At 69.0% G+C, this 21,266-nt stretch carries 16 protein-coding genes; 8 read left to right on the top strand and 8 right to left on the bottom strand.

The features are described from left to right. Both ACQHIV_RS37045 and ACQHIV_RS37050 read right to left on the bottom strand, forming a co-directional pair. Positions 1 to 1,314 carry an ABC transporter substrate-binding protein gene (locus ACQHIV_RS37045; protein ID WP_427888987.1) on the bottom strand — a complete coding sequence of 438 codons (1,314 nt, stop codon included), beginning with the start codon at positions 1,312 to 1,314 and terminating at the stop codon, positions 1 to 3. 116 nt (positions 1,315 to 1,430) lie between these two features. Next, entirely contained in the window at positions 1,431 to 2,522 is a 1,092-nt protein-coding gene (locus ACQHIV_RS37050) for a LacI family DNA-binding transcriptional regulator (RefSeq protein WP_427888988.1), read from the bottom strand. Positions 2,523 to 2,629: 107 nt separating this feature from the next. Between ACQHIV_RS37050 and ACQHIV_RS37055 the strand changes: the two genes are divergently transcribed. From ACQHIV_RS37055 to ACQHIV_RS37065, 3 genes are all read left to right on the top strand, one after another. After that, on the top strand, positions 2,630 to 4,177 hold the full coding sequence (locus tag ACQHIV_RS37055) for an acyltransferase (RefSeq protein WP_427888989.1): 1,548 nt from the start codon (positions 2,630 to 2,632) through the stop codon (positions 4,175 to 4,177). 14 nt (positions 4,178 to 4,191) lie between these two features. Next, positions 4,192 to 5,457 (top strand): FAD-binding oxidoreductase, encoded by a 1,266-nt coding sequence (locus tag ACQHIV_RS37060; protein WP_427888990.1) that lies wholly within the window; start codon positions 4,192 to 4,194, stop codon positions 5,455 to 5,457. A 100-nt stretch (positions 5,458 to 5,557) separates the two neighbouring features. Continuing rightward, entirely contained in the window at positions 5,558 to 6,664 is a 1,107-nt protein-coding gene (locus ACQHIV_RS37065; RefSeq protein WP_427888991.1) for a hypothetical protein, read from the top strand. Here ACQHIV_RS37065 and ACQHIV_RS37070 read toward each other — a convergent pair. Together ACQHIV_RS37070 and ACQHIV_RS37075 are read right to left on the bottom strand one after the other, a co-directional pair. Next, complete coding sequence (locus ACQHIV_RS37070; protein ID WP_427888992.1) at positions 6,594 to 7,862, bottom strand: MFS transporter; 1,269 nt, start codon at positions 7,860 to 7,862, stop codon at positions 6,594 to 6,596. The two genes, ACQHIV_RS37065 and ACQHIV_RS37070, sit on opposite strands and share 71 nt — an antisense overlap. A gap of 11 nt (positions 7,863 to 7,873) precedes the next feature. After that, positions 7,874 to 8,461 carry a helix-turn-helix domain-containing protein gene (locus ACQHIV_RS37075; protein ID WP_427888993.1) on the bottom strand — a complete coding sequence of 196 codons (588 nt, stop codon included), beginning with the start codon at positions 8,459 to 8,461 and terminating at the stop codon, positions 7,874 to 7,876. A gap of 165 nt (positions 8,462 to 8,626) precedes the next feature. Here ACQHIV_RS37075 and ACQHIV_RS37080 point away from each other — a divergent pair, with 165 nt between their 5' ends. After that, positions 8,627 to 9,004, top strand: a complete 378-nt coding sequence (locus tag ACQHIV_RS37080; RefSeq protein WP_427888994.1) for a hypothetical protein — start codon at positions 8,627 to 8,629, stop codon at positions 9,002 to 9,004. A gap of 2,320 nt (positions 9,005 to 11,324) precedes the next feature. Here the strand turns inward: ACQHIV_RS37080 and ACQHIV_RS37085 are convergent. Next, positions 11,325 to 13,802, bottom strand: a complete 2,478-nt coding sequence (locus tag ACQHIV_RS37085; RefSeq protein ID WP_427888995.1) for a DUF222 domain-containing protein — start codon at positions 13,800 to 13,802, stop codon at positions 11,325 to 11,327. A 341-nt stretch (positions 13,803 to 14,143) separates the two neighbouring features. Between ACQHIV_RS37085 and ACQHIV_RS37090 the strand changes: the two genes are divergently transcribed. Further along, positions 14,144 to 15,379: a class I SAM-dependent methyltransferase gene (locus ACQHIV_RS37090; protein ID WP_427888996.1), complete on the top strand. Its 1,236-nt coding sequence runs from the start codon at positions 14,144 to 14,146 to the stop codon at positions 15,377 to 15,379. Continuing rightward, positions 15,376 to 16,479, top strand: coding sequence for a hypothetical protein (locus tag ACQHIV_RS37095; RefSeq protein WP_427888997.1), 1,104 nt, complete (start codon positions 15,376 to 15,378; stop codon positions 16,477 to 16,479). Before ACQHIV_RS37090 ends, ACQHIV_RS37095 begins: the two co-directional genes overlap by 4 nt. 50 nt (positions 16,480 to 16,529) lie before the next feature. Here ACQHIV_RS37095 and serC read toward each other — a convergent pair whose 3' ends face one another. Beyond that, positions 16,530 to 17,654: a phosphoserine transaminase gene (gene serC / locus ACQHIV_RS37100; RefSeq protein WP_427888998.1), complete on the bottom strand. Its 1,125-nt coding sequence runs from the start codon at positions 17,652 to 17,654 to the stop codon at positions 16,530 to 16,532. Between the two features lie 97 nt (positions 17,655 to 17,751). Beyond that, positions 17,752 to 18,600 carry a phytanoyl-CoA dioxygenase family protein gene (locus tag ACQHIV_RS37105; protein ID WP_427888999.1) on the bottom strand — a complete coding sequence of 283 codons (849 nt, stop codon included), beginning with the start codon at positions 18,598 to 18,600 and terminating at the stop codon, positions 17,752 to 17,754. 92 nt (positions 18,601 to 18,692) lie between these two features. Here ACQHIV_RS37105 and ACQHIV_RS37110 point away from each other — a divergent pair, with 92 nt between their 5' ends. Beyond that, positions 18,693 to 19,445: a helix-turn-helix domain-containing protein gene (locus ACQHIV_RS37110; protein ID WP_427889000.1), complete on the top strand. Its 753-nt coding sequence runs from the start codon at positions 18,693 to 18,695 to the stop codon at positions 19,443 to 19,445. Here ACQHIV_RS37110 and ACQHIV_RS37115 read toward each other — a convergent pair. Then, on the bottom strand, positions 19,442 to 20,554 hold the full coding sequence (locus ACQHIV_RS37115; RefSeq protein WP_427889001.1) for a citrate synthase 2: 1,113 nt from the start codon (positions 20,552 to 20,554) through the stop codon (positions 19,442 to 19,444). The genes ACQHIV_RS37110 and ACQHIV_RS37115 overlap by 4 nt on opposite strands. 160 nt (positions 20,555 to 20,714) lie before the next feature. Here ACQHIV_RS37115 and ACQHIV_RS37120 point away from each other — a divergent pair, with 160 nt between their 5' ends. Further along, entirely contained in the window at positions 20,715 to 21,263 is a 549-nt protein-coding gene (locus ACQHIV_RS37120) for a hypothetical protein (RefSeq protein ID WP_427889002.1), read from the top strand. Positions 21,264 to 21,266 lie beyond the last annotated feature (3 nt).

Genomic DNA, 21,266 nt, shown 5'->3' on the forward strand with positions numbered 1-21,266 from the left:
TCAGCTGCTCGCCGCCACCTGGTCCTCAGCGGTCTTGAGCGCCGCCTTCACGTCGTCGGCGGTCACCGTCCCGCCGGTCGCGATCTTCGCGAACATCGAGTTCATCGCCTTGCCGACGGTGCTCTCGAACTGGTCCTCGGCCGGCACCAGCGGCAGCGGCTTGGACTTGGTGTTGTAGATGTCCTGGAAGGTCGCGGCCTCGGTGGCGTCGGTGGTGAAGTTCGGCTTCGCGTCCTTCAGCACCGGCAGCGCGGAGAACGGCTTGTCCAGCGTGCTCTGCGTGGTCGCGTCGGTCATGTACTTGACGAACTTCAGCGCCGCGTCCTTGTGCTTGGTGTTCTTGAACACCGACAGGTTGATCCCCGCGACGTGGCTGGCGACCTGCTCGCCACCGGACGGCGCCGGGAACGGCACGACGCCGTACTCGCCGGCCTTCATGCCGTTGGCAACGATCGAGGAGTCCGCGTTGTTCTGGTTGATCACCATCGCGACCTTCTTCGTCGCGAAGTCGTTCACGGACTTGGTGCCGTTGTCGTACTGCGCGTTCGACGGGTTCGCGACCTTGTCCTTCTGCATCAGGTCGAGGTACCGCAGTACGCCCTGGACGTTGCCGTCACCGGTGAAGGTCGGCTTGCCGTCGCTGCCGAACCAGTCGGCCTTGTTCTGCGCGGCGTTGATGAACGCGAAGTGCACGTTCTCGGTGTAGCTGCCGGCCGCCAGCGCCATACCCCACTGCTTGCCCGGGATGGTCAGCTTCTTGGCGTCGGTGACCATGTCCTCCCAGGTCTTCGGCGGCTGCAGGCCGGCCGCGGCGAACATCGCCTTGTTGTAGTACAAGCCGTAGGCCAGACCGTAGAGCGGGACCGAGGTCGGGTCGGTGCCTTCCTTGCCGCCGGTCGCCAGAGCCGTCGGCACGAACTTGTCCTTGCCGCCGATCGCGGTCATCGCGTCGCCGTCGAACGGCAAGAACGCGTCGGTGGCCTGCAGCGAGGCAGCCCAGGTGTTGCCGATGTTGACCACGTCCGGCGCCTGGCCGGAGGTGATCGCGGTCTGGATCCGGGTCTGCAGGTCGTTCCAGCCGATCACCTCGAGGTTGACCTTGATACCGGTGTCCTGGGTGAACTTCTGCAGGACCGGGGTCAGCACCTCCTTGTCGTTGTCCAGGCTGGTGCCCTGGTTGCTGGCCCAGTAGGTCAGCGTCTGGTCCCCGGAACTGCCGCCGGAGGAGTCGTTCTTGCCGCCGCCACCACAGGCGGCGAGGCTGACTCCCATGGCGGTCGCAGCCACCGCGGCTACAAGCGAACGCAGTCTCACGTCGGACTCCCTCGTCCCGTCTCGTGCCCCCGCGGACCTGCGGGGGCGGATCGGCCCCATACTGACCTAACCGGTTAAGTTTCGAAACCCTAACCGGTTCAGTAGAAGCGTGTTCGTTACGACCTCGTGACCTGGGAGGGGCCGGAGGACTCCCGTACCCGCAGCTCGCCCGCCGGCGCCTCTTCGTGCAGCGCGGAGTTCGCGGTGACGATCCGGAGCAGCAGATCCGCGGCGGCCCGCCCGCGCTCCATCGTCTTCTGGTCGACCGCGGTGATCCCCGGCCGGGCCAGCTCGCACAGCGGCGAGTCGTCCCATGCCACCACCGACACCTGCTCCGGCACCGCCGTACCGAGATCCATCGCGACCCGCAGCGCCGCGACCGCCATCAGGTCGTTGCCCAGCACGATCGCCGTCGGCGGGTTCGGCCCGGTCAGCAACTGCCGGGTGAGCTCGGCGCCGTCGTCGTACCGGTAGCTGCCCTCGATGTGCCGCACGGTGATCCCGCGCCGTACGCCGCCCTCGTGCAGCGTCTGCACCCGCGACCGCTCGTGGATGAACGTGAACGGCCCGCTGATGTGCGCGATGTCCGTGTGCCCGAGCCCGACCAGGTGGTCCAGGATCAGGTCGACGGTCTCCGACGACGAGCTGATCAGCCGCCCGACCGAGTCGTCCGGCTCGTTCGAGCTGACGACGACGCACGGTACGCCGAGCTCCTTCAGCAGCGGGATCCGCTGGTCGTCCTCGAGTTCGTCGAACAGGATGAACCCGTCGACGCGGCCTTGGCGCGACCAGCGCCGCAGTACGTCGAGGTCCTCGCCGTGCTCGCCGGTGAGCCGGAGCAGCAGCGACGAGTCGACCTCGTTCAGGTACTGCTCGATGCCGACCAGCGTGCGCATGTAGAACGCCTCGGTGGAGATCAGCGTGGGGTCCCGCGCGATCACGATCCCGATCGTCCGGGTCCGGCTCGCGGACAGGGCGACCGCGGCCGAGTTCGGGTGGAAGCCGAGCTCCTCGGCCAGGTCGAGGACCCGTTGCCGGGTCTCCTCGCTGACGCCGGCGCGGCCGTTCAGTGCGTACGAGACCGACGCCTTGGAGATGTGCAGGCGGCGGGCGAGGTCGCTGATCGTGACGCGATGACTGCGGCGCGTGCCGTTCGGCGGGCCGTCGGTCCCGGCGTCGCCGTCCGCGGCGGATCCGCTCGTCGTCATCGCCCGGCCACCCCTCGCGCAGACGGAAAAGTGCTCATGTCAGACCGGAGATTAGCAGCGGCCTCCCCGGCCTAGCGTTCACCCGGAGATTTGGATAGCGTTTTCCCATGCTGCCGAACGAGCCGTTGCGCCTCGATTTCCTGCCCTGGGAGTACGCCCGGAAGGCCTCCGCCGCCGAGCGCGACCGGCAGTCCGAACGGCAGGCGCGGCTCGGCGGGTCGGTCGATCTGGCCACCGACGTGTACGTCGCCGAGTCGGCCGCGGTGTACTGCGACGAGCTCCGGCTGGGGCAGCGGTCGTACATCGCCGCGCACGCCTACGTCACCGGGCGGATCACGCTCGGCGCGGACTCCACGATCAACCCGTTCGCGGCCGTCCGCGGCGTGGTGACGATCGGCGACGGCGTCCGGATCGGCGCGCACACGTCGCTGCTCGCGTTCAACCACGGCACCGCGCCGGGCGAGCCGATCTTCAAGCAGCCGCACACCGCGCTCGGCATCACGATCGGCGACGACGTCTGGATCGGGTCGAACGTGACCATCCTGGACGGCGTCACGGTCGGCCCGCACAGCATCGTCGGCGCCGGCGCGGTCGTCACCAGGGACATCCCGGCCAACTCGGTCGCGGCCGGCAACCCGGCCCGCGTCCTCCGCTCGCGGACAGGAGCATCCATGTCTGGTGATCTGCCCACTCTGCTGACCGCGTTCGCCGCCAAGGCCCGCGCGCAGACCGACGACGTACTCGCGCGCTGCTGGGACGGCACGCGCTTCGTCGACCGTCCCGGCCTCGACCGCGCGCCGGAGATCCGCCCGTGGTGCGACGCCGTCGAGATCGCGGACCTGCTGGTACGCCGTACGCCGGCCGGCCACACCCGCGACGAACTGGTCGACGTCCTCCGCTCGTCGACGTCCGAAATCACTGTCCTGGAAGGCCCGACGAACTATCACATCCTGTGTGTCGGCTACGCGCTCCGGCTCCTCGGCAGCGACTTCGAGGAGCCGATCGACACGAGCTTCGACGTCGCCGAGCTCGACAAGTTGCCCTGGGCAAGAAGAGCCTGGACGGCGGGTTCCGGCATCGACGCGCTCGGTACGGCGCTGGCGCTGCAGAACGGCGGCGTACCCGGCCATCTCGAGCTGCTGATGGGCTGGCTGCACACCCGCGTCGACCCGTCGACCGGCCTGTGGGGCTCACCGCATCCGGACGACGGATTGCTCCAGGTGGTGAACGGTTTCTACCGCCTGACCCGCGGTACGTACGCGCAGTTCGGCCTGCCGCTTCCGTACCCCGAGCAGGCGATCGCCACGGTGCTTGCGCACAGCAACGATCAGCGGATGTTCACCGGCGACAACTACAACGCCTGCAACGTGCTCGACGTCATCCACCCGCTCTGGCTGGCGCGCAAGCAGACGTCGTACGGCGAGGCCGAGGGGCGTCGCTGGGCCGAGCAGCAGCTGCGGGCGATCCTGCCCCGGTGGGTCGACGGCGCCGGGTTCGCGTTCGCGCCGGACGGGACCGACGACCGGGCCATCCCGGGCTTGCAGGGGACCGAGATGTGGCTGGCGATCATCTGGCTGCTGTCCGACTACCTCGGCGTGTCGGACGCCCTCGGCTACCGCCCACGCGGCGTCCACCGGCCGGAGCCCCTCGTCTGAGTCATGCTGGGACGGTGATCACACCGGAAAGCCCGGACTGGGAGCAGATGCGGCGCGGCTGGAACCTGTCGGTCGACCAGCAGCCGGCCGCGGTCGTCGAGGCCGCCGGACCGGATCAGGTCGCGGAGGCCGTCAAGTACGCCGCTACGCAGGGCTTACAGGTCTCTGCACAGGCAGGCGGGCACGGCGCGACCTATGCGCTCGACGGCATGTTGGTTGTGCGTACTTCCGCACTGGACTCGCTGTCCGTTGACGTTACCGCCCGTACTGCGCGGGTAGGCGCTGGTGTGCGGTGGGGAGACTTACAGGCCGCTCTTGACGGCACCGGCCTCACCGGGCTGCCCGGTTCGTCGGCCAACGTGTCAGTGGTCGGGTACTGCTTGAACGGTGGCTTCTCCTGGTTCTCCCGCCCGTACGGGAGCGGTGCTGGAAGCCTGCGGGCTGTGGAGCTGGTTGATGCGGCCGGGGAACGCCGGTGGATCGACGACGCGAGTGAACCGGACCTGATGTGGGCGCTGCGCGGTGGCGGCGGCAACTTCGGGGTGGTCACGGCGGTCGAGCTGGACCTGCATCGCGCTCCCGCCATCACAGGTGGTCGGCTGATCTTCCCGATAGAGCAGGCGGGCGCGGTGCTCACGGCGTACGGCCAGGCGACTCGTGAGGCGCCGGATAACGTCACGTTGTGGGCCTACCTCGCTCAGTACCCGACACCGGCCTGCATGGTCGACGTGATCACCCCGGACGCTTCTTCTGCCGAGCTTGAGCAGGCGCTGTCGCTCGTGCGCGCCGCTGGTACTCCGGTCTCCGAGGTCATCCGCCCGCTGCAGCCCAGCGAGGTGGCTGACTTCAACTCGGTGCCTGCCCCGCCGCAGGCGCTGTCCTTGATCACCAGCCCCTTCCAAGAGGTCACTCCCGAGCTGATCGGCACCCTGCAGGAGTACGGCAAGCCCCCGCTCTTCCAGGTGGTAATCCGGCACCTACGCTCGGGCCAGGACGGTACCTACCCCGGCGTGGCGGCTGCTGACCCACAGGCGCCGTACCTGGTCCTGGCTGTCTCCATCGCACGCACACCCGACCAGCAGGAGCCCGGTGTGCGAGCCCTACGCGCCCTCCAGGAGGCCCTGTCGCCGTGGTCGGTCGGCCAGAAGACACCGACCGGGCTGTCCTCCTGGAACACCCTGGACGAGTGCTACGGCCCGAACGACCTGGCCCGGCTCCGGGAGATCAAGCAGCGGGTCGACCCCGGTGACAGGTTCGTGGGGAACTTCCGCCTACTCTGAGGCCGTGGACCCCCGCACGCGCCGACTGGTGACCTCCCTCGTTCTGGCGGCCTTGGTCGCCATCGTCGTGGTGGCAGCCTTCCTCCGGTAACGTCCCGGTATGACCACCACCTCCGCCGGTGAACGTTCGTCGTACCTGATGCGGGCCGGGATGGTCCGGAACGTGCGGTCGGGGGAGCACCTGACGACGTTCGTGGTGTCCGGGGTCGCGACGGTGCTGATCACCCGGCTGCTGCTCAGCCTGAGCGGGTACCCGCAGATCGGCGGCAAGGGCCTGCACATCGCGCACGTGTTGCCCGGCGGGCTGCTGATGTTCGTCGCGATCTCGCTGCTGCTCGGGTACGTCGGCCCGGTGGTCCGGCCGGCCGCGGCGACGATCGGCGGGATCGGGTTCGGGCTGTTCATCGACGAGGTGGGGAAGTTCGTCACCTCGGACAACAACTACTTCTACAAGCCGACCGCGGCGATCGTGTACATCGTCTTCGTGCTGATCGTGCTCGGCTTCCGCTTCCTCACCACCCGGCGGCCGATCGACCCGCGGGAGGAGCTGGCGAACGTCATCGACCACGCCGTCGAGGGCGTCGCGGGCGGTCTGTCCCGCCGGCGCCGCGCGGAGGCGGCCGAGCTGCTGGGCCAGGTGCCGCGGGAGATCGGCGGCCGGCGGGAGACCGCTGACCTGCTGGCGGCCTGCCCGCCGGACGAGGTCGAGCTGGCCGCCCCGGTCGACGCGGCGTGGCAAGCGATACAGCGCGGCTTCGAGCGGCTGGCCACGCACCCGAACGCGCCGACGGTCGCGGTAGCCGTACTGGCGATCCAGGTGGTCGGTGAGCTCGTCATCGCCGCCGTACTGGGGAACGGGCTCAACACCCTGCCGGTGCTGGGGGTAACGGCCGGGAGCTTGCTGTCAGCAACCTTCACGGTGCGTGGCGCGCTGGCGTTGCGGAAGGCCAACCGGGCGCGGGCGGTCCGGCTGTTCGAGCTGGCGGTGCTGGTGTCGTTGCTGATGACACAGGTCTTCCAGTTCGCCGCTACGCAGTTCGCGGCCGCCGGGGGCATGCTGCTGGACCTGGTGATGCTGGGGCTGCTGCGGGCGGAGCGGGACCGCATGCGCCGGGCGGTGGACGACCGTACGAAGGCTAAGACGCACCGGCTGCCACCCGAGCCAGATCTGCCGCCGTTTCCGGAAGACCCGTCGGATCCGGTGTAGCCTTCCAGCTCTCGCGGCGGCCGATCAGCACCGGTGACATGGTGGCGATCAGGTAGATCGCACCACCCGCCAGCAGCGCGGGCGCCAGACCGATCCCAGCGATCGCGGCACCGGCCGCGACACCTCCCAGCGGTACGCCGGTCCAGCAGACCGCGATGGACAGCGAGTTGACCCGCCCGAGCAAGTGACCGGGGATCCGTTCGACCCGGATCGCGCCTAGTACCGGGTTGATGAAGCCGGCCCCGATGCCGCCCACGGCGTACACCGCCATCAACGCCCACACCGGTGCATCGGTCGCCATTGCCACGAAGCGCGGAGCCCCAGCGATCAGGAAAGCCAGTGTGAACACAAGCTTGCGCGGGATCCGGTCGCCGATCGCCGACGCAAGCAGTGCGAACGCGGTTGCGGTCACGCCGAACGAGGTGAGGATCAGACTGGTGTGCCCGGGCCCATAGCCGTGCTCTCTGATCCAGACCGGCAGTAATACCGTGCTGGTCGCGGCATCGAGCAGGTTGGTGACGGCGATCATCACCACCAGCGGCAGCAGCAACCGGTCGCTGCGGAGGAACTGCCAGCCTTCCAGCAGGCGACGCCCGTACGCCTCCTCGTTGCTGACCGGCTGCCTGTCCTGCTTGGGGATCCAGCGGGCGATGAGTACGGCGCAGATGCCGAACGACGCGGCGTCGATCCACAGCGCGTTGACCGCTCCGACCAGTGTGATCAGTCCGCCGGCCAGTGCGTACGCGAAGAAGCCGGCCAGGCGTTCCGTCGTACTCTCCAGGCCTGTCACCCGCTCGAGCGGGACCTTGGCGGCCCGGGCGATGTCCGGGATCAGGGTCTCCTTGGCGGAATCCCCTGGCCCGCGGAGCGCTCCGGCGACCGCGACCAGCGCCAGCAGCGTCGGGAAGTGCAGCAGACCGAGGGTGTGCAGCAGCGGTACCAGGGCGACTACCCCGGTACTGGCGGTGTCGGCCAGGACGCTGATCCGACGGGCGCCGACCTTGTCGATCATCGGGCCGCCCACGGCCTTCACGACGACCAGTGGCGCCATCTCGGCCAGGGCGACGAGGCCGGTCTTGACGGGCGAACCTGTGGTGATCAGTACGAACCAGGGGATCGCGATCGCGCTCACGCGGGTCCCGCAGATCGACACCACATTCGCCACCAGGAACGCGATCAACGGCTTCGATTGCCTCACTGCTGGTCCTCCTACCGCGTCTCGCGAGGGAACGCCTGGATCTGGACGGTGACCTGCTCGGCGCCGTCCGGCAGGGGAGCGGTCAGGTCGGGCGTCTTGTACTTCTCGAGGACAGCCAGGACCTCGTGCATCATCGCGTCCAGCTGGTCGGCACGGAGGTGGAAGAAGTAGTCCGACAGCACGCTCGCGTCCCGCCAGTCCGCCGGCATCGTCTGCATCGCGTCGATGAAGCTGAACATGTTCTCGGCGTACGTCTGCCCGACACCGTGCAGGAAGCCCAGCGCCAGCTCCGGCTCCTGGTCCAGCAGCTCGGCCTTGTCGAACTCTGTCCCCTGATGCGCCGCCTTCCACCACCGGTCGCGCGCGTTGCCCCGGCTGTCGTCCTCCGCCACCAGCCCGGCCTCCGCGAGCTGCCGCAGGTGATAGCTGGTCGCCCCGGTGTTCACGCCGAGCCGCCCCGCCAGGGTGGTCGCGGTCTGCGGCCCGTACACGCGGAGCAACCCCAGAATCCGGTTCCGCATCGGATGCGCCAGCGCCCGCACCAACTCCCGATCCAGCCGGACCGTCCGCGGCGCCTCGTTGCTGCTCTCGTCGCTCATGACACCGACTCTACGACTGCACAGACTCTTTGCAAAGAGTTTTTGCAAACCGATTGTGCGATCGGTTGTCCACAGCTTCCGGATCGATGCGCCGAGGTACCGCGGATCCGGGCATCTTCTCTGCCGACCAGATCCCTCAGGACCGACCGAAAGAGGAACCCACAGATGATGCGCGTGATGCTCGACGAGGCCGACTACTGCGACGTCCCCGCCGACCTGATGACCTTCGACAACGGAGCAGTGATCTTCTGGCAGAAAGGCGAGGAGGTGGGCCGCCACCGCCAGTCCCGGATCCGCTCCCTGGAGCCCATCAACCCCAACTCCATGACCCGCAAGATCCAGAAGGCCCGCCAGACCGCCCCGAACGCCTTCCGCCAGTGGACCCCCGAAGACACCGAAACCCTCACCGAGATGTACAACAACGGCGCCTCCCTCGAAGACCTCACCGAAGCCCTCGGCCGCCAGGAAGGCGGCATCATCACCCGCCTGAGAACCATCGGCATCCTCGAAGAAGACCCCACCCCAACCACCCCACCCGCGTGACCCCACCACCCACGCGCGGAATCGCCGCCGCCCAACTGCCGGATCTTCCGCAGACGTGCGGTGCTTGCGGGGGAGCGAAGCGGCGACTGTCCTTCCAGCCGCCTTCGGCGCCGCGCAGGAGGCGCTGTCGGGTGCAGGCTCTCGGCGAAGCAGGATGTCGCTCGCGGGGCGTGCGTGGAAACACCGCCGCCTCAGCTGGTTGTTGCTCCGCAGACGTGCGTGCTCGCGAGGTGAGGGGAGTGGCGACTGTTCTTTGGCCGCCTTCCGCGGGCGCGGAGGGTGCCGCCGGGCGCAGGCCTTCGGCGAAGCATGACGTGGTTCCGTGCGTGAGAATGCCGCCGCCTCGGCTGCTACCTTCCCGCGCACGAGGAGTGCGTGCGGGCGAGGTGTACGGCGCGTCCACGCCGCCTGCCCGACGAGCTCGCAGACGAACTCCGTCCGCGCACCAGCGTGCACGTCGACGGCCTCACCGGCGGCCGGCCTGTCGCGAGGCTCCAGGAGCGTGGGCTGCTGGGGGCGAGTACGACGTTCGTGCACGCCACGGGACAGGCGGCGACTGCCAACTCCAGCCGCCCTGGGAGGTGCGCATGAGGTGCCACCGGCGCATGCGTTCGGCGAAGCATGATGTGGGTCGGGGCGTGCGTGGGAAATGCCGCCACCTCCTCGGCTGCTGACTTCCCGCAGCCGAGGGATGCTTGCGGGACGACCGACCGGTTGTGAGGTACGGGTGCCTCTGGCTGCCTTCGGCGGTGCAAGTGTCGCCGGGCGAATGCCGGCGCGGAGGACGACATGGTTCATTTGTGCGAGGAATGCCGCCGTCTCGGCGGCTGGTGTGCCCGGGGAGTTTGCTGGGTCAGGGGGACCGACGGCTGTCGCCCGGGGCGCCATCGGCCGGGGCAGGTGTTGTTGGGCGTGGCCTTCGGTGAGATCCAGGACAGGCGGACCTGGGCCGGCACAGAGCCTGGCTGGGCAACAACTGCATCGATTCCAGCGACAAGCCGGGCAGGCGCACCACTCCAATGAACGGCCCAATGGCCCGCCGTTGCGGCCTCTCAGGCATCGACCATCACCATCACATCTCCATGTACAACGAGTATTTGGGAAGTCCGTGGCCTCGATTGGCGCCGACTTGGTGGCGGCCAGCCGCCGCTCTTCGAACAGATGCCGTCTGGAGCAATCAACCGACAGTTTTGGCGACGGCTTTGACGGCCGAGTCGGGTCTAACGCTCATATGCGTAGAGCCGTGGCGCTCCATGCGGCCGTGACGCTGTGCGCCCTGCTAATCGGCTACTCGGTGGCGCGACAGATCAAGCCTGACCGCGGCAGTCTCTCTACATCGACGGCGACGCCGCACACCTCGACTGATGGCTACTCGTTTATCCCTCCGGCCGGCTGGAAACAGTCTCCCGAGGGCGGCGCGTCTCAGGGGTCCGTGCTGTTCCTCGCACCTTCCATCGATCCGGCCGAGAAGGTCGTGGACAACATCATCGTCGGCATCCATGCGCCCGAGAATGATCTCCGGACGACGATCGCGGACACCAAGCGCGGCGATCGGACCCTGGCGTCGAGCTATCGCGTGGTGATCGACCAACCTGCTACCGCGAAACGGCCAGGATGCCTGGCTACTCGGCGGCACGGTCGACTACGAGAGGGCCATACGCCTCCAGAATCTGCAGCTCCTCCTCATCGCCAACGGCCAGCAATACATAGTCACCTTCACCGGCGCCGCCGCGAGCTTCGCAGGGCTTGAAGGTGTCGCGCGCGTCGTTGCTGTCGTTCCAGCTGGTTTGATCACGAACTCACGTCGAGGAGTTGGTTCTAACATCCGTCTCGCGGGACGGCGCCGGCGATGCCGCGGCTGTTTGCTTCGCGTGATTGCGGGCGTGCTAGAGAAGCTGGCCGGGTCTGTCGCTGCTGCGAAGTAACCGCTGACTTATGAGAAGGTCGTGGGGCTGATCGGCGTCGTACGAGGTTCCTCGGTGATGGCTCCTCTTGAGCCCCGCGATTGGACCGAGCCGTGTGACAGTTCGTCGCGGACGTACCCGCCAGTCCTGCTCTGATGCGGTGTTGCTCTGAGCAAGAATTTCTCGCACCTGTCGGGTTCGCAAGAGCGGCGGACAACAGGAATCCGGCGCATCGGACGAACGACTCTGTGTGAGGCTGTAGGGCGCCGTCTGCCCCCGCATACCGCGTGGCGTGCGACCGATGCTGTCGAGTACGGGACCGCTTACAACGGTGCCTTCACGGCATACGCGTCGCGACTGGTGATCCAGAACAAGCGGCTCGGTCAATCGTCAGCCGCCGGGGATACCTGGAGTCATCAGTCCGTAGCGTGATGATCTACGGGATCGTCGAGATGACTTGCTGCGGGCAGACCGAGTGACAGCGGGTGGGTGCCGGTGTGGTCGACCAAGAAGGTGAATCCATGCGGGCTGGTCCACTCGATTCCTCCGCCGGGCAGGCGTCGGTTACGCCAGCCGCCGAAGGTCTTGGCGCGGTGGTGGAGTCGTCCTTGCGGTATGAGGTTGTCGACGTTGGTCTGCCCGGGTGGCCGGAGCTGTCCTGCCCGCCCGGGTGGTCCGGTGGCTTCGGAGAGACCTGTCCACCCACGCTGTCGCGTCGTGTGGGAATGCACGACGCATCCCGATCTGTCGCTGCTGTCCCGGTCATTGGACTGATCGGTGCTGGTGTCTGTCTGGCGGCTGGGATCCTCGCCCGTGTGGTTCTGGGTAGTGCGGTCCGGGGTGAGGGCGTGCTTGTACGGCGTGATGTGGTCGAGGTCCATCCTGGGTGTTGCTTCGGCTGTGCCGTAAGGGAACATGTCGACGGGGTGGCGGAGTCGTACGCGTTCGCGGATGCGGTCGGGGATTTCGTAGCTGTCGACGCTGACTTGGTCGTGCAGGTCGATGACGGGTTTGACGATGATCTGGTTGTGGCCGAGTAGTTCGCTGAGTTGGCTGGCGAGGAGTGGGCCGAGTTCTTCGGTTCGGAGTATGCCGGTGCCGGTGGCGAGGGTTTTGTCGGTGAGGTGCACGTAGAGCGTGTGCCGGTTCCGTCGGCCGGTGCCTGTGCCGGGGTTGTTGTTGTGGGCATCGTTCTTGATGGCGGCGAGCCGCGCCCCGAGCGTGACGGCGAGTGCCCGCCGTGTGAACTCCTGCGCGGCGCCTGCGTCGGCTGATGCTGTATGCGGTGATGCGGGCCGGTCGTCCGGTTCGCCGTCATGAAGGGGGTGGGCGGCGGCGCCTTCGTCGGCCACGTCCGCCACGTCGGCCACGTCGGCCACGTCGGCTGGGCCGGCGGGGTCGGGCAGGACGGCGGGGTCGGGCAGGACGGCGGGGTCGGGCAGGACGGCGGGGTCGGGCAGGACGGCGGGGTCGGGCAGGACGGCGGGGTCGGGCAGGACGGCGGGGTCGGGCAGGACGGCGGGGTCGGGCAGGACGGCGGGGTCGGGCAGGACGGCGGGGTCGGGCAGGACCGCGGGGTCGGGTAGGACGGTCGCGCCGGTCAGGTCTGCCGTGCCGTCCGCGCCGGTCAGATCGGTCAGGCTGGCCGTGCCGTCCATGTTGCCGGCCTCGTCCGCGGCGGTCATGTTGTCGGGGTTGGTGATGTCGTGTTCGGTGTCTGCGTCGCGAGTGTCGTGGGTACCGTGCTCGCCGGCGTCTTGGGGCGTGACGTCCGTGGTGCGCGGGCTGCCTGTGGCGCTCGCGTCGGCGGTCGGGTCGTGCCGCTCGTCCCGGGCCTCCTGCTCGCCCCAGCTGTCCCACTCGCCGGGGTTGTCCCGCTCGCCCTGGTCGTGCCACTCGCCTGGGTTGTGCCACTCGTCGCGGTCGTCCCACTCGTGGTGGCCGGGTGCGGGTGGGTTGGCGGTGGCGGTGGCGTGACGGGGCCAGGGCTCGGGCTCCTCATACGGCTCGGGCTGCTCATACGGCTCAGGTGGCTCGGGGGTTTCGGCGGCGGGGGCGGTGTCTTCGTCGGGGGTGGGCTCGCTGTGGTCGCGGTGTGTGGTGCGGGCGAGGTGGCGGGCTAGCTGGAGGAGGTGGTCGGCTGCGGCGGGGTCGGCGAGCCAGTCGATGGCCTTCGCGCGGCGTTCGTCGAGGGTGTCGGTGTCGCCGAGAGCCTTGAGTGCTTGGGCGAGTTCGTCGACGGTGGCGTCGAAGCGGATGACGGCGCCGGTGGCGGCGCGGATGAAGATGCGTTTGGTGCCGTGGTCGTCGTCGGGGTCGGACTGGGCGACGAACACGCCCCGGGTTTTCGCGGCGGACTCGGCGGCAGCCTGGGCCTGTTCGGGGTCGGCCTGCCACATGGCCGCGGTGACGATCTTGCGTAGCCGGCCGGGGGTGACCGTGTTGACGATGCCGGCGACGCGGCGGTCGACGAGGGCGGCGGCCTCCATGGACAGGTTGAGGCAGGCGTGGGCGATCTTGCGGGCGCGCCAGGTGAGGGCGTTGCCGGACAGGACGGCGGCCCACACGCGGGGGAGGCGGTGCCGCAACGCGAGCGCCTCACCGAGGAGGGAGGCGGCGGCGCCGGAGGACATGCCGAGGACGGCGCCGAGTTCGATGGGGGCGAATTCGGCGACCGCGGGGCAGCCGGGGCCGCCGTAGACGCGGAGGCGTTCATAGCCGGGGAGTGGGTCGTGGTCGGGTCGGCCGGGTTGGCTGGTGGTGGTGTTGCGGTCGGCGAAGGCGAGGGTGGTGCGGAGGATGCCGAGGGCGGCGTGTTCTTGATCGTGGGCGTACTCGGCGGCCGCGGTGAGGAGGTCCGCGGTGGTGAGGTCGTCCAGATCGGGATCGAACATGTGTTCTATTGTAGGTCACGGAATGGTCACGAGCAAATCCAGGATCGGCCGGGATTCCTTATGTGTAAGGAGAATCAGCCTGCTCGGGGTGCGGGGCGGGAGGTGGGTGCCAGGCGGTGAGCGCGGGTGCTCAGGCGATCGAGGGGTGTCGAAGGATGCGTGCCGTCGCCGTGGGGTGGACGCGACGGGATCGGCCGGATTTCGGACGGCCTCGGGGTGTGGTGGCTCGGGGTCTGGTGGGTGGTGTGAGGCGGGCGGGGGCGGATCGGGTTATCGGGGGATGACGGTGGGTGGGCGAGATCATTTTGTGATCGGGGGTGGGGGTCGGGGACAATGGCGCGGTGCAGCCAGAGGTGTGGTCGGGTGAGGTGCCGGTGGGGGCCGGGGCGTTGGGGGTGGTGCGGGCTGCGCTGCTGGAGCGGGACGGGCTGGTTCGGGGGGTGGGGTCGGGGCGGCGGCGGGGGGCTGTGGCGCCGGGGTTCGTGCGGGTCGAGGTGCGGTACGTCGACCTGAAGGGGGAGCGGTTCCTGCAGGTCACCGAGTTCGACGAGCGGCAGGCGCATACCCGGAACGTGCCGGCGGGCGAGCTGGAGAAGATGGTCGACGAACTGCTGAGCGCCGGCTACGGGTCGTGGCATGTCGAGATGACCACCGAGACGCTGCGGTTGCGGTACACCAAGAAGGGCAAGGAGTTGCTGCACCGGCAGGAGGACAGCCGGGAGCAGCAGACGGGTCATGACCGGGTGAAGCGGCGGGTGCTGGATCCGGCGGCGCCGTTCCTGATCGAGTTGGGGATCAGCGACCACCAGGGGCGGGTGAAGCCGTCGCGGCAGGCGAAGTACAAGCAGATCGAGGAGTTCTGCAAGCTGTTGCAGCCGGCGCTCGACGAGGCGGTCGCTGCCGGGCGGATCGAGGACGATCGGCCGCTGCAGGTGGTGGACCTCGGCTGCGGGAACGCGTACCTCACGCTGGCGGCGTACCACCTGCTGACGGCCACCGGGCGCGACGTACGGATGACTGGTATCGACCACAATCCGGCGGCGCGGAAGCGGAACACGCGGGTGGTCGAGGCGCTCGGGTGGGAGCGGCACCTGCGGTTCCTGGATGCGACGATCGAGGGCGCGGAGCTGGACGTGCGGCCTGACGTCGTACTGGCGTTGCACGCGTGCGACACGGCCACCGACGACGCGCTGGCGCGGGCGGTCCGCTGGGAGGCCGCGCTGGTACTTGCGGCCCCATGTTGCCATCACGACATCCAAAAGCAGCTCAAGAGCGTCACACCACCGGCGCCTTATGCGCTGATGACGAGATATGGCATCGTTCGTGAGCGGTTCGCCGACGTCCTGACGGATACCTTGCGGGCCGCGGTGCTCCGACAGGTCGGCTACCGGGTGGAGGTCGTGCAGTTCGTGGACAGTCAGCACACGCCGCGCAATCTGCTGCTCCGCGCCGCGCGGACCGGGGCCGAACCGGCCGCGGACCTGCGGGCCGAGTACCAGGCAATGGTCACCGAATGGCAGGTGACGCCGCGCCTGGCGCAGCTGTTGCTCCCGGCAGGTGCTGAGGTGGTCTCGTGAGACAGTTCCGGATCGCCCTCGCGCTGCTGGGCGCGACGCTCTGCGCCTTCGCGGGTGTCGCGCTACCGACCGCCTCGGCGACCGGGACCGGGACCGCCGCGGACCCGGCGGCGAAGAAGCTGTTCTCGATCAAGGACGACCGGATCAAGCATCCGACCGGTCTGGTCCGGAGTACCAAACACCAGGGCACGTACTGGGCGGTGAGCAGCTCCGGCGCCACCGGGCGGGTGTTCGCGCTCGACACGACCGGCAAGGTGCAGGCGGTGTTCCGGTTCGGCGCGAACGTCGCCGACGTCGAGGCGCTCGGTATGGACCGGAACGGCACGCTCTACATCGCCGACATCGGCGACAGCAAACTGAGCCGGAACCAGATCGAGATCTACACGATCCCGGAGCCGGACAGCCTGCAGGACGCCAACGTCAAGTACCACCAGTACGACTTCAAGTACCCCGACGGCGCCCACGACGCCGAGACGCTGCTGATCGATCCGGAGACCAGCCAGCTGTACGTCGTGACGAAGTCGTCGAACGGCGCCGGCACGATCTACTCCGCGCCCGCCTCACCGACCCGCCAGGGCACCAACGACCTGACCAAGGTCGCGGCCGCGCCGACCGGCGTGATCACGGACGGTACGTTCCTTCCGGACGGCCAGCGAGTCGTACTGCGGACCTCGACCGACCTCGCGACCGTGGCCTGGGGCGACAACCCGAACGCGATCGCCCGCAGCGCCGCGCTGCCCGGCGAGGGCGGCAGCCTCGCGCTCGGCGCCACCGACGGCACCGTGGTGTTCGCGGCCGACGGTGCGAGCCCGGGCGTCTACGAGCTGGCGGTGCCCGCGAAGGCGGCGACCGGCGGTACGAAGACGCCGGCGGCGAGTGCCACGCCGAAGCCCGCGACGTCGACCGACAGCAACAGCTCGGACAGCTCCGGAAAGAGCCACAACCTGATGTGGATCATCATCGGCGCGGCCGTGTTCGCGCTGATCATCACGGTCTTCACGTTCCCGCCCGGTCGCCGCGAACGCCGCGACCGCCAGGCCGAGAACGACCGCCTGACCGGGCAGGGCCCGCCCACCGCGCACCGCCGCCAGACCCACTGAAGCAAAGAGCCGCCGGCCCCACCACGGGACCGGCGGCTGAGTTCAAGCGACTACTTGAGGTTCTCGACCACGTAGTCGATGGCCTGGGTGAGCTTCTCGACGTCGTCGGGGTCGACCGCCGGGAACATGGCTACCCGGAGCTGGTTGCGGCCCAGCTTGCGGTACGGCTCGGTGTCGACGATGCCGTTGGCGCGCAGGGTCTTGGCGACCGCGGCGGCGTCGATCGAGTCGTCCAGGTCGATGGTGCCGATCACCAGCGAGCGGGCGTCGGGGTCGGTGACGTACGGCGTCGCGTACTCCGACTTCTCCGCCCACGTGTACAGCCGGGTGCTGGAGTCCGTCGTACGGCCGACGCTCCACTTCAGGCCGCCCTGGCTGTTGATCCAGTCGGTCTGCTCCGCCATCAGGAACAGCGTGGCCAGCGACGGCGTGTTGTACGTCTGGTTCTTGCTCGAGTTGTCGATCGCGGTCGCCAGGTCCAGGAACGCCGGGGTCCAGCGGCCGGACGCGGTGATCTCCTCGACCCGGGCGAGCGCGGCCGGGCTCAGGACCGCGATCCACAGGCCGCCGTCCGAGGCGAAGCACTTCTGCGGGGCGAAGTAGTACGCGTCGACCTCGTTGATGTCGACCGGCAGGCCGCCGGCGCCGGAGGTGGCGTCGATCGCGACCAGCGCGCCCTCGTCGGCGCCCTCGACCCGCCGCACCGGCGCCATCACACCGGTGGAGGTCTCGTTGTGCGGCCACGCGTACAGGTCGACGCCGGCCTCCGCGACCGCGACCGGGCGGGTGCCGGGGTCGGCCTTCACGATCGTCGGCTCACCGAGGTGCGGCGCCTGCTGGGCGGCCTTCGCGAACTTCGAGGAGAACTCGCCGAAGCTCAGGTGCTGGCTCTTCTCCCGGATCAGCCCGAATGTCGCGACGTCCCAGAACGCGGTCGAGCCGCCGTTGCCGAGCACGACCTGGTACCCGTCGGGCAGCTGGAACAGCTCCGCGACGCCCTCCTGGACCCGCTTCACCAGGTTCTTCACCGGCGCCTGCCGGTGGGAGGTGCCGAGCAGCTTCGCGCCCTCGGTCGCCAGCGCGGCGACGGCTTCCGGGCGGACCTTCGACGGACCCGCACCGAAGCGGCCGTCGTTGGGCTTGAGCTCTGCAGGAATCTCGATTTCGCTGGTCACCAGCGCGTTCCCTTCGTCGTCTGCATTCAGAAAGCCGACGACGCTGTCAGCGCGCTCTATCCTCGCACACCCCGCCGAACCGACACGCCGGGGTGTCTCATTCGTGCTTGCGGCTCACCGTCTCGGTCCCGGTCAGTACGGCGACCGGCCCGTCCGGGGTGTCCGTCCACTCGCCGCACGCACCGCCACCCTCGGCAACGTCCAGCACGAGCTCGGTGCCGTCCATCCGCAGCGCCGGGTGGTAGTACTGCGCGACCCGTTCCGCCTCGCCCTGGATGTAGTGCCCGATCAGCGCCCGCCGGAACCGGTCGGTGGTGACGTTCGGGTTGCTCCCGTGTACCAGCGCCCCGTGGAAGAACAGCACGTCGCCCGGCTCCATCTCGACCGGTACGGCGGCCTCGGCCGGCGGCAGCGGGACCGTCACGTCGGTGAAGCTGACGGTGGTGTCCGCCTTCTCGGTGCAGAGGATCGGCCACCGGTGCGAGCCCGGTACGACCTCGAGGCACCCGTTCGCGACGTCGACGGTGTCGAGCGCCATCCAGGCCGCGATGCACGTCCCCGGGTCGGCCTTCAGGTAGAAGTTGTCCTGGTGCAGCGCCTGCCCTCGCGAACCGGCGGGCTTGAAGTAGACCATTGTCTGGACCGCGTACGGCGACCTGCCGAGCAGCTCGGTCATCACCGCGTCGATCCGCGGGTCGATCATCCACTGCAGCGACGCCTCGTCCCACCGGTGCATCTGCGCCATCCGCGGGTACCGCTTGAGCGGGTCCCGGTCGGTCGAGGTGTGGCCGGCGAAGTCGTGGTCGCGCGGGCCGCGCGTACGGACCTGCATGTAGTGGTCTCGGAGCCGCTCGGCCTCCGCGGGGGAGAACAGCCCGCGCACCAGTGTGTAACCGGTCTGCTCGAACTCTTCGCGGAGGGTGGAGGTGTTGTATGAAACGCTCATGCATAGCTCCTCTAGGCTTCGGACGGGTTCTATTTTCCGGCCCATGCATGACTGAAAACCACGGAGGATTCACGCGAGGAGTTGGACTTTTGGTGCAGCGCATTCACCTCGAGAAGATGTCCGAGCCGACCTTCTGGCGGTGTGAGCCGAGCTGGTCCTGGACGTCACGGCCGCTCGGCGATCATCTGCTCTGGTGTGTGCTCGACGGCCGCGGCGAGCTCGAGCTCGACGGTCAGAGACAGGAGTTGCACCCGGGCGTCTGCGCTGTCTTTCAACCGGGGGACGAGCCGCGCGCGACCCACGACCCGCACCGGCGGCTGCTGGTGTTCGGTATGCACTTCGAGACGCGCGACGCCGCCGCGCCGGATCCGCGCTGGGGCGAGGTGCCGGACCGCGAGTTCCTCGGCGTACTCGCCCGGACCAGCGACGCGTCGTACCGCCGGGGCGATCCGCTCGGCAGGCACCAGGCCGAGCTGTGTCTCGAACAGCTGGTCGCGCTGATCTGGGACGCCGTCCATCGCCCAGGCAGGACCGCCGCGGATGCGGCCGTCGACGAGATCGCCAGGCAGCTCCGGCAGGATCCGGGCCGGGACTGGACCGTCAGCGAGATGGCCGGTCGCGCCGCGCTCAGCAGGGCGCAGTTCACCCGCAGGTTCGTGAAACAGCTGGGGATGTCACCGGCGCAGTACCTGATCCAGGCGCGGATCGACCGCGCGCACCAACTGCTCACCGAGAGCGGCATGACCGTCACCGCGACGGCCAGCGCCCTCGGCTACACCGACGTCCCGTACTTCAGCCGCCAGTACAAACAACGCACGGGCCGGAGCCCGAGCCAGGAGCACTAGGCCCAGGAAGGGTTCCAGCCCTCGATCGAGTCGGCCGGGCGGGAGGCCGGGCCGGAGTAGATCGCGGAGGGCCGGATCAGTCGGCCGGTGCGCTTCTGCTCCAGGACGTGCGCGCTCCAGCCCGCGGTCCGGGCGCAGGTGAACATCGATGTGAACATCGGCGGCGGCACCTCCGCGAAGTCCAGCACGATCGCCGCCCAGAACTCGACGTTGGTCTCCAGCACGCGGTCCGGCCGCCGTTCGCGCAGCTCCGCCAGTGCGGCCTGCTCGAGCGCCTCGGCCACCTCGTACCGCGGGGCGGCCAGCTCACGGGCGGTACGCCGGAGCACCCGGGCGCGCGGGTCCTCGGCCCGGTACACGCGGTGCCCGAAGCCCATCAGCCGCTCGCCCGCGTCCAGCAGGCCCTTCACGTACGCACGGGCGTCGCCGGACCGCTCGACGCCCTCGATCATCGTCAGGACTCGCGCCGGCGCACCGCCGTGCAGCGGGCCCGACATCGCCCCGACCGCACCCGACAGCGCCGCGGCGACGTCCGCGCCCGTGGACGCGATCACCCGCGCGGTGAACGTCGACGCGTTCATGCCGTGCTCGGCCGCCGACGTCCAGTACGCGTCGACCGCCTGCACGTGCTTGGGATCCGGCTCGCCGCGCCAGCGGATCATGAACCGCTCGGTGATCGTGGTCGCCTTGTCCACCTCGCGCTGCGGGACCATCGGATGCCCGATCCCGCGGGCCGCCTGCGCGACGTACGACAGCGCCATCACCGCCGCGCGGGACAGGTCCTCGCGGGCCTGGACGTCGTCGATGTCGTACAACGGCCGCAGACCCCAGGCGGGTGCGAGCATCGCCAGCGCGGACTGTACGTCGACCCGGATGTCGCCGGTGTGCACCGGCAGCGGGAACGGCTCGGCCGGCGGCAGGCCGGGGGTGAACGCGCCGTCGACCAGCAGGCCCCAGACGTTCTCGAACGGCACCCGGCCGACCAGGTCCTCGATGTCCACACCGCGGTAGCGGAGCGCCGAACCTTCCTTGTCCGGCTCGGCGATCTGCGTGTCGAACGCGATCACGCCCTCCAGCCCGTGCTGCACCTCGGTCCTCGGATCAGACATACGACTCCCTCGTCCTCGTGGTCAGGGCGCGGGCTCACCAGGAGAGCCTGCGCACCTGGGCGCTCAGGCAGCATAGTTCTCCGCGCCGACGCCCGGACAGCTTTGTGACCGGTTCGGCCGGTCGGGCCGGGTGGACCGCTCAGAGGTCTAGTCTCGATTCATGTCAAAGCCCCTCCCCGCCCTCGGGCTCGTGATCGGCGTCATCGCCTGCTATGTGGCGATCCTCTGCGCGCAGTACTCCACGACCAAGCTGCTGCTCCGGATGCAGATGTACCGGACGGACCCCGATCAGCTGCTGCCCGGGCTCGGGATCCTGCTGGTCGTGGCGGTGGTGCTCGGCGTGCTGATGATGGTGCCGTCGATCGGCGCTGGGGTGACCACCGGGGCCGGCGCGCTGCTGGCTGTTGTCGGCTTGGCCGCCTTGGTGCTGCCGATGCGTCAGGCGTTCGACTTCGGGCGGCTGTTCCAGTTCCCGGGTTCCCGGTACGGCGGCTATCTGTTGTTCGACGGTTCGTTCCTGCTGTTCGGCATACCGTTGCTGCTGGTGGGGATCCGGCGGTGGGCGCAGGAAGCCAAGATGTTCAAGCTGTTGCAAGGGCCGCAACAGCCGCAGCAGTGGGGCGGCTACCCGGGTCAGCAGCCGTTGCCGCCGCAACCGCAGTACCCGCAGCAGCCACCGCAGTACCCGGGCCAGCCACCGCGTCAGTAACCT

The sequence above is a fragment of the Kribbella polygonati genome (assembly GCF_050320105.1).
GTDB lineage: Bacteria > Actinomycetota > Actinomycetes > Propionibacteriales > Kribbellaceae > Kribbella.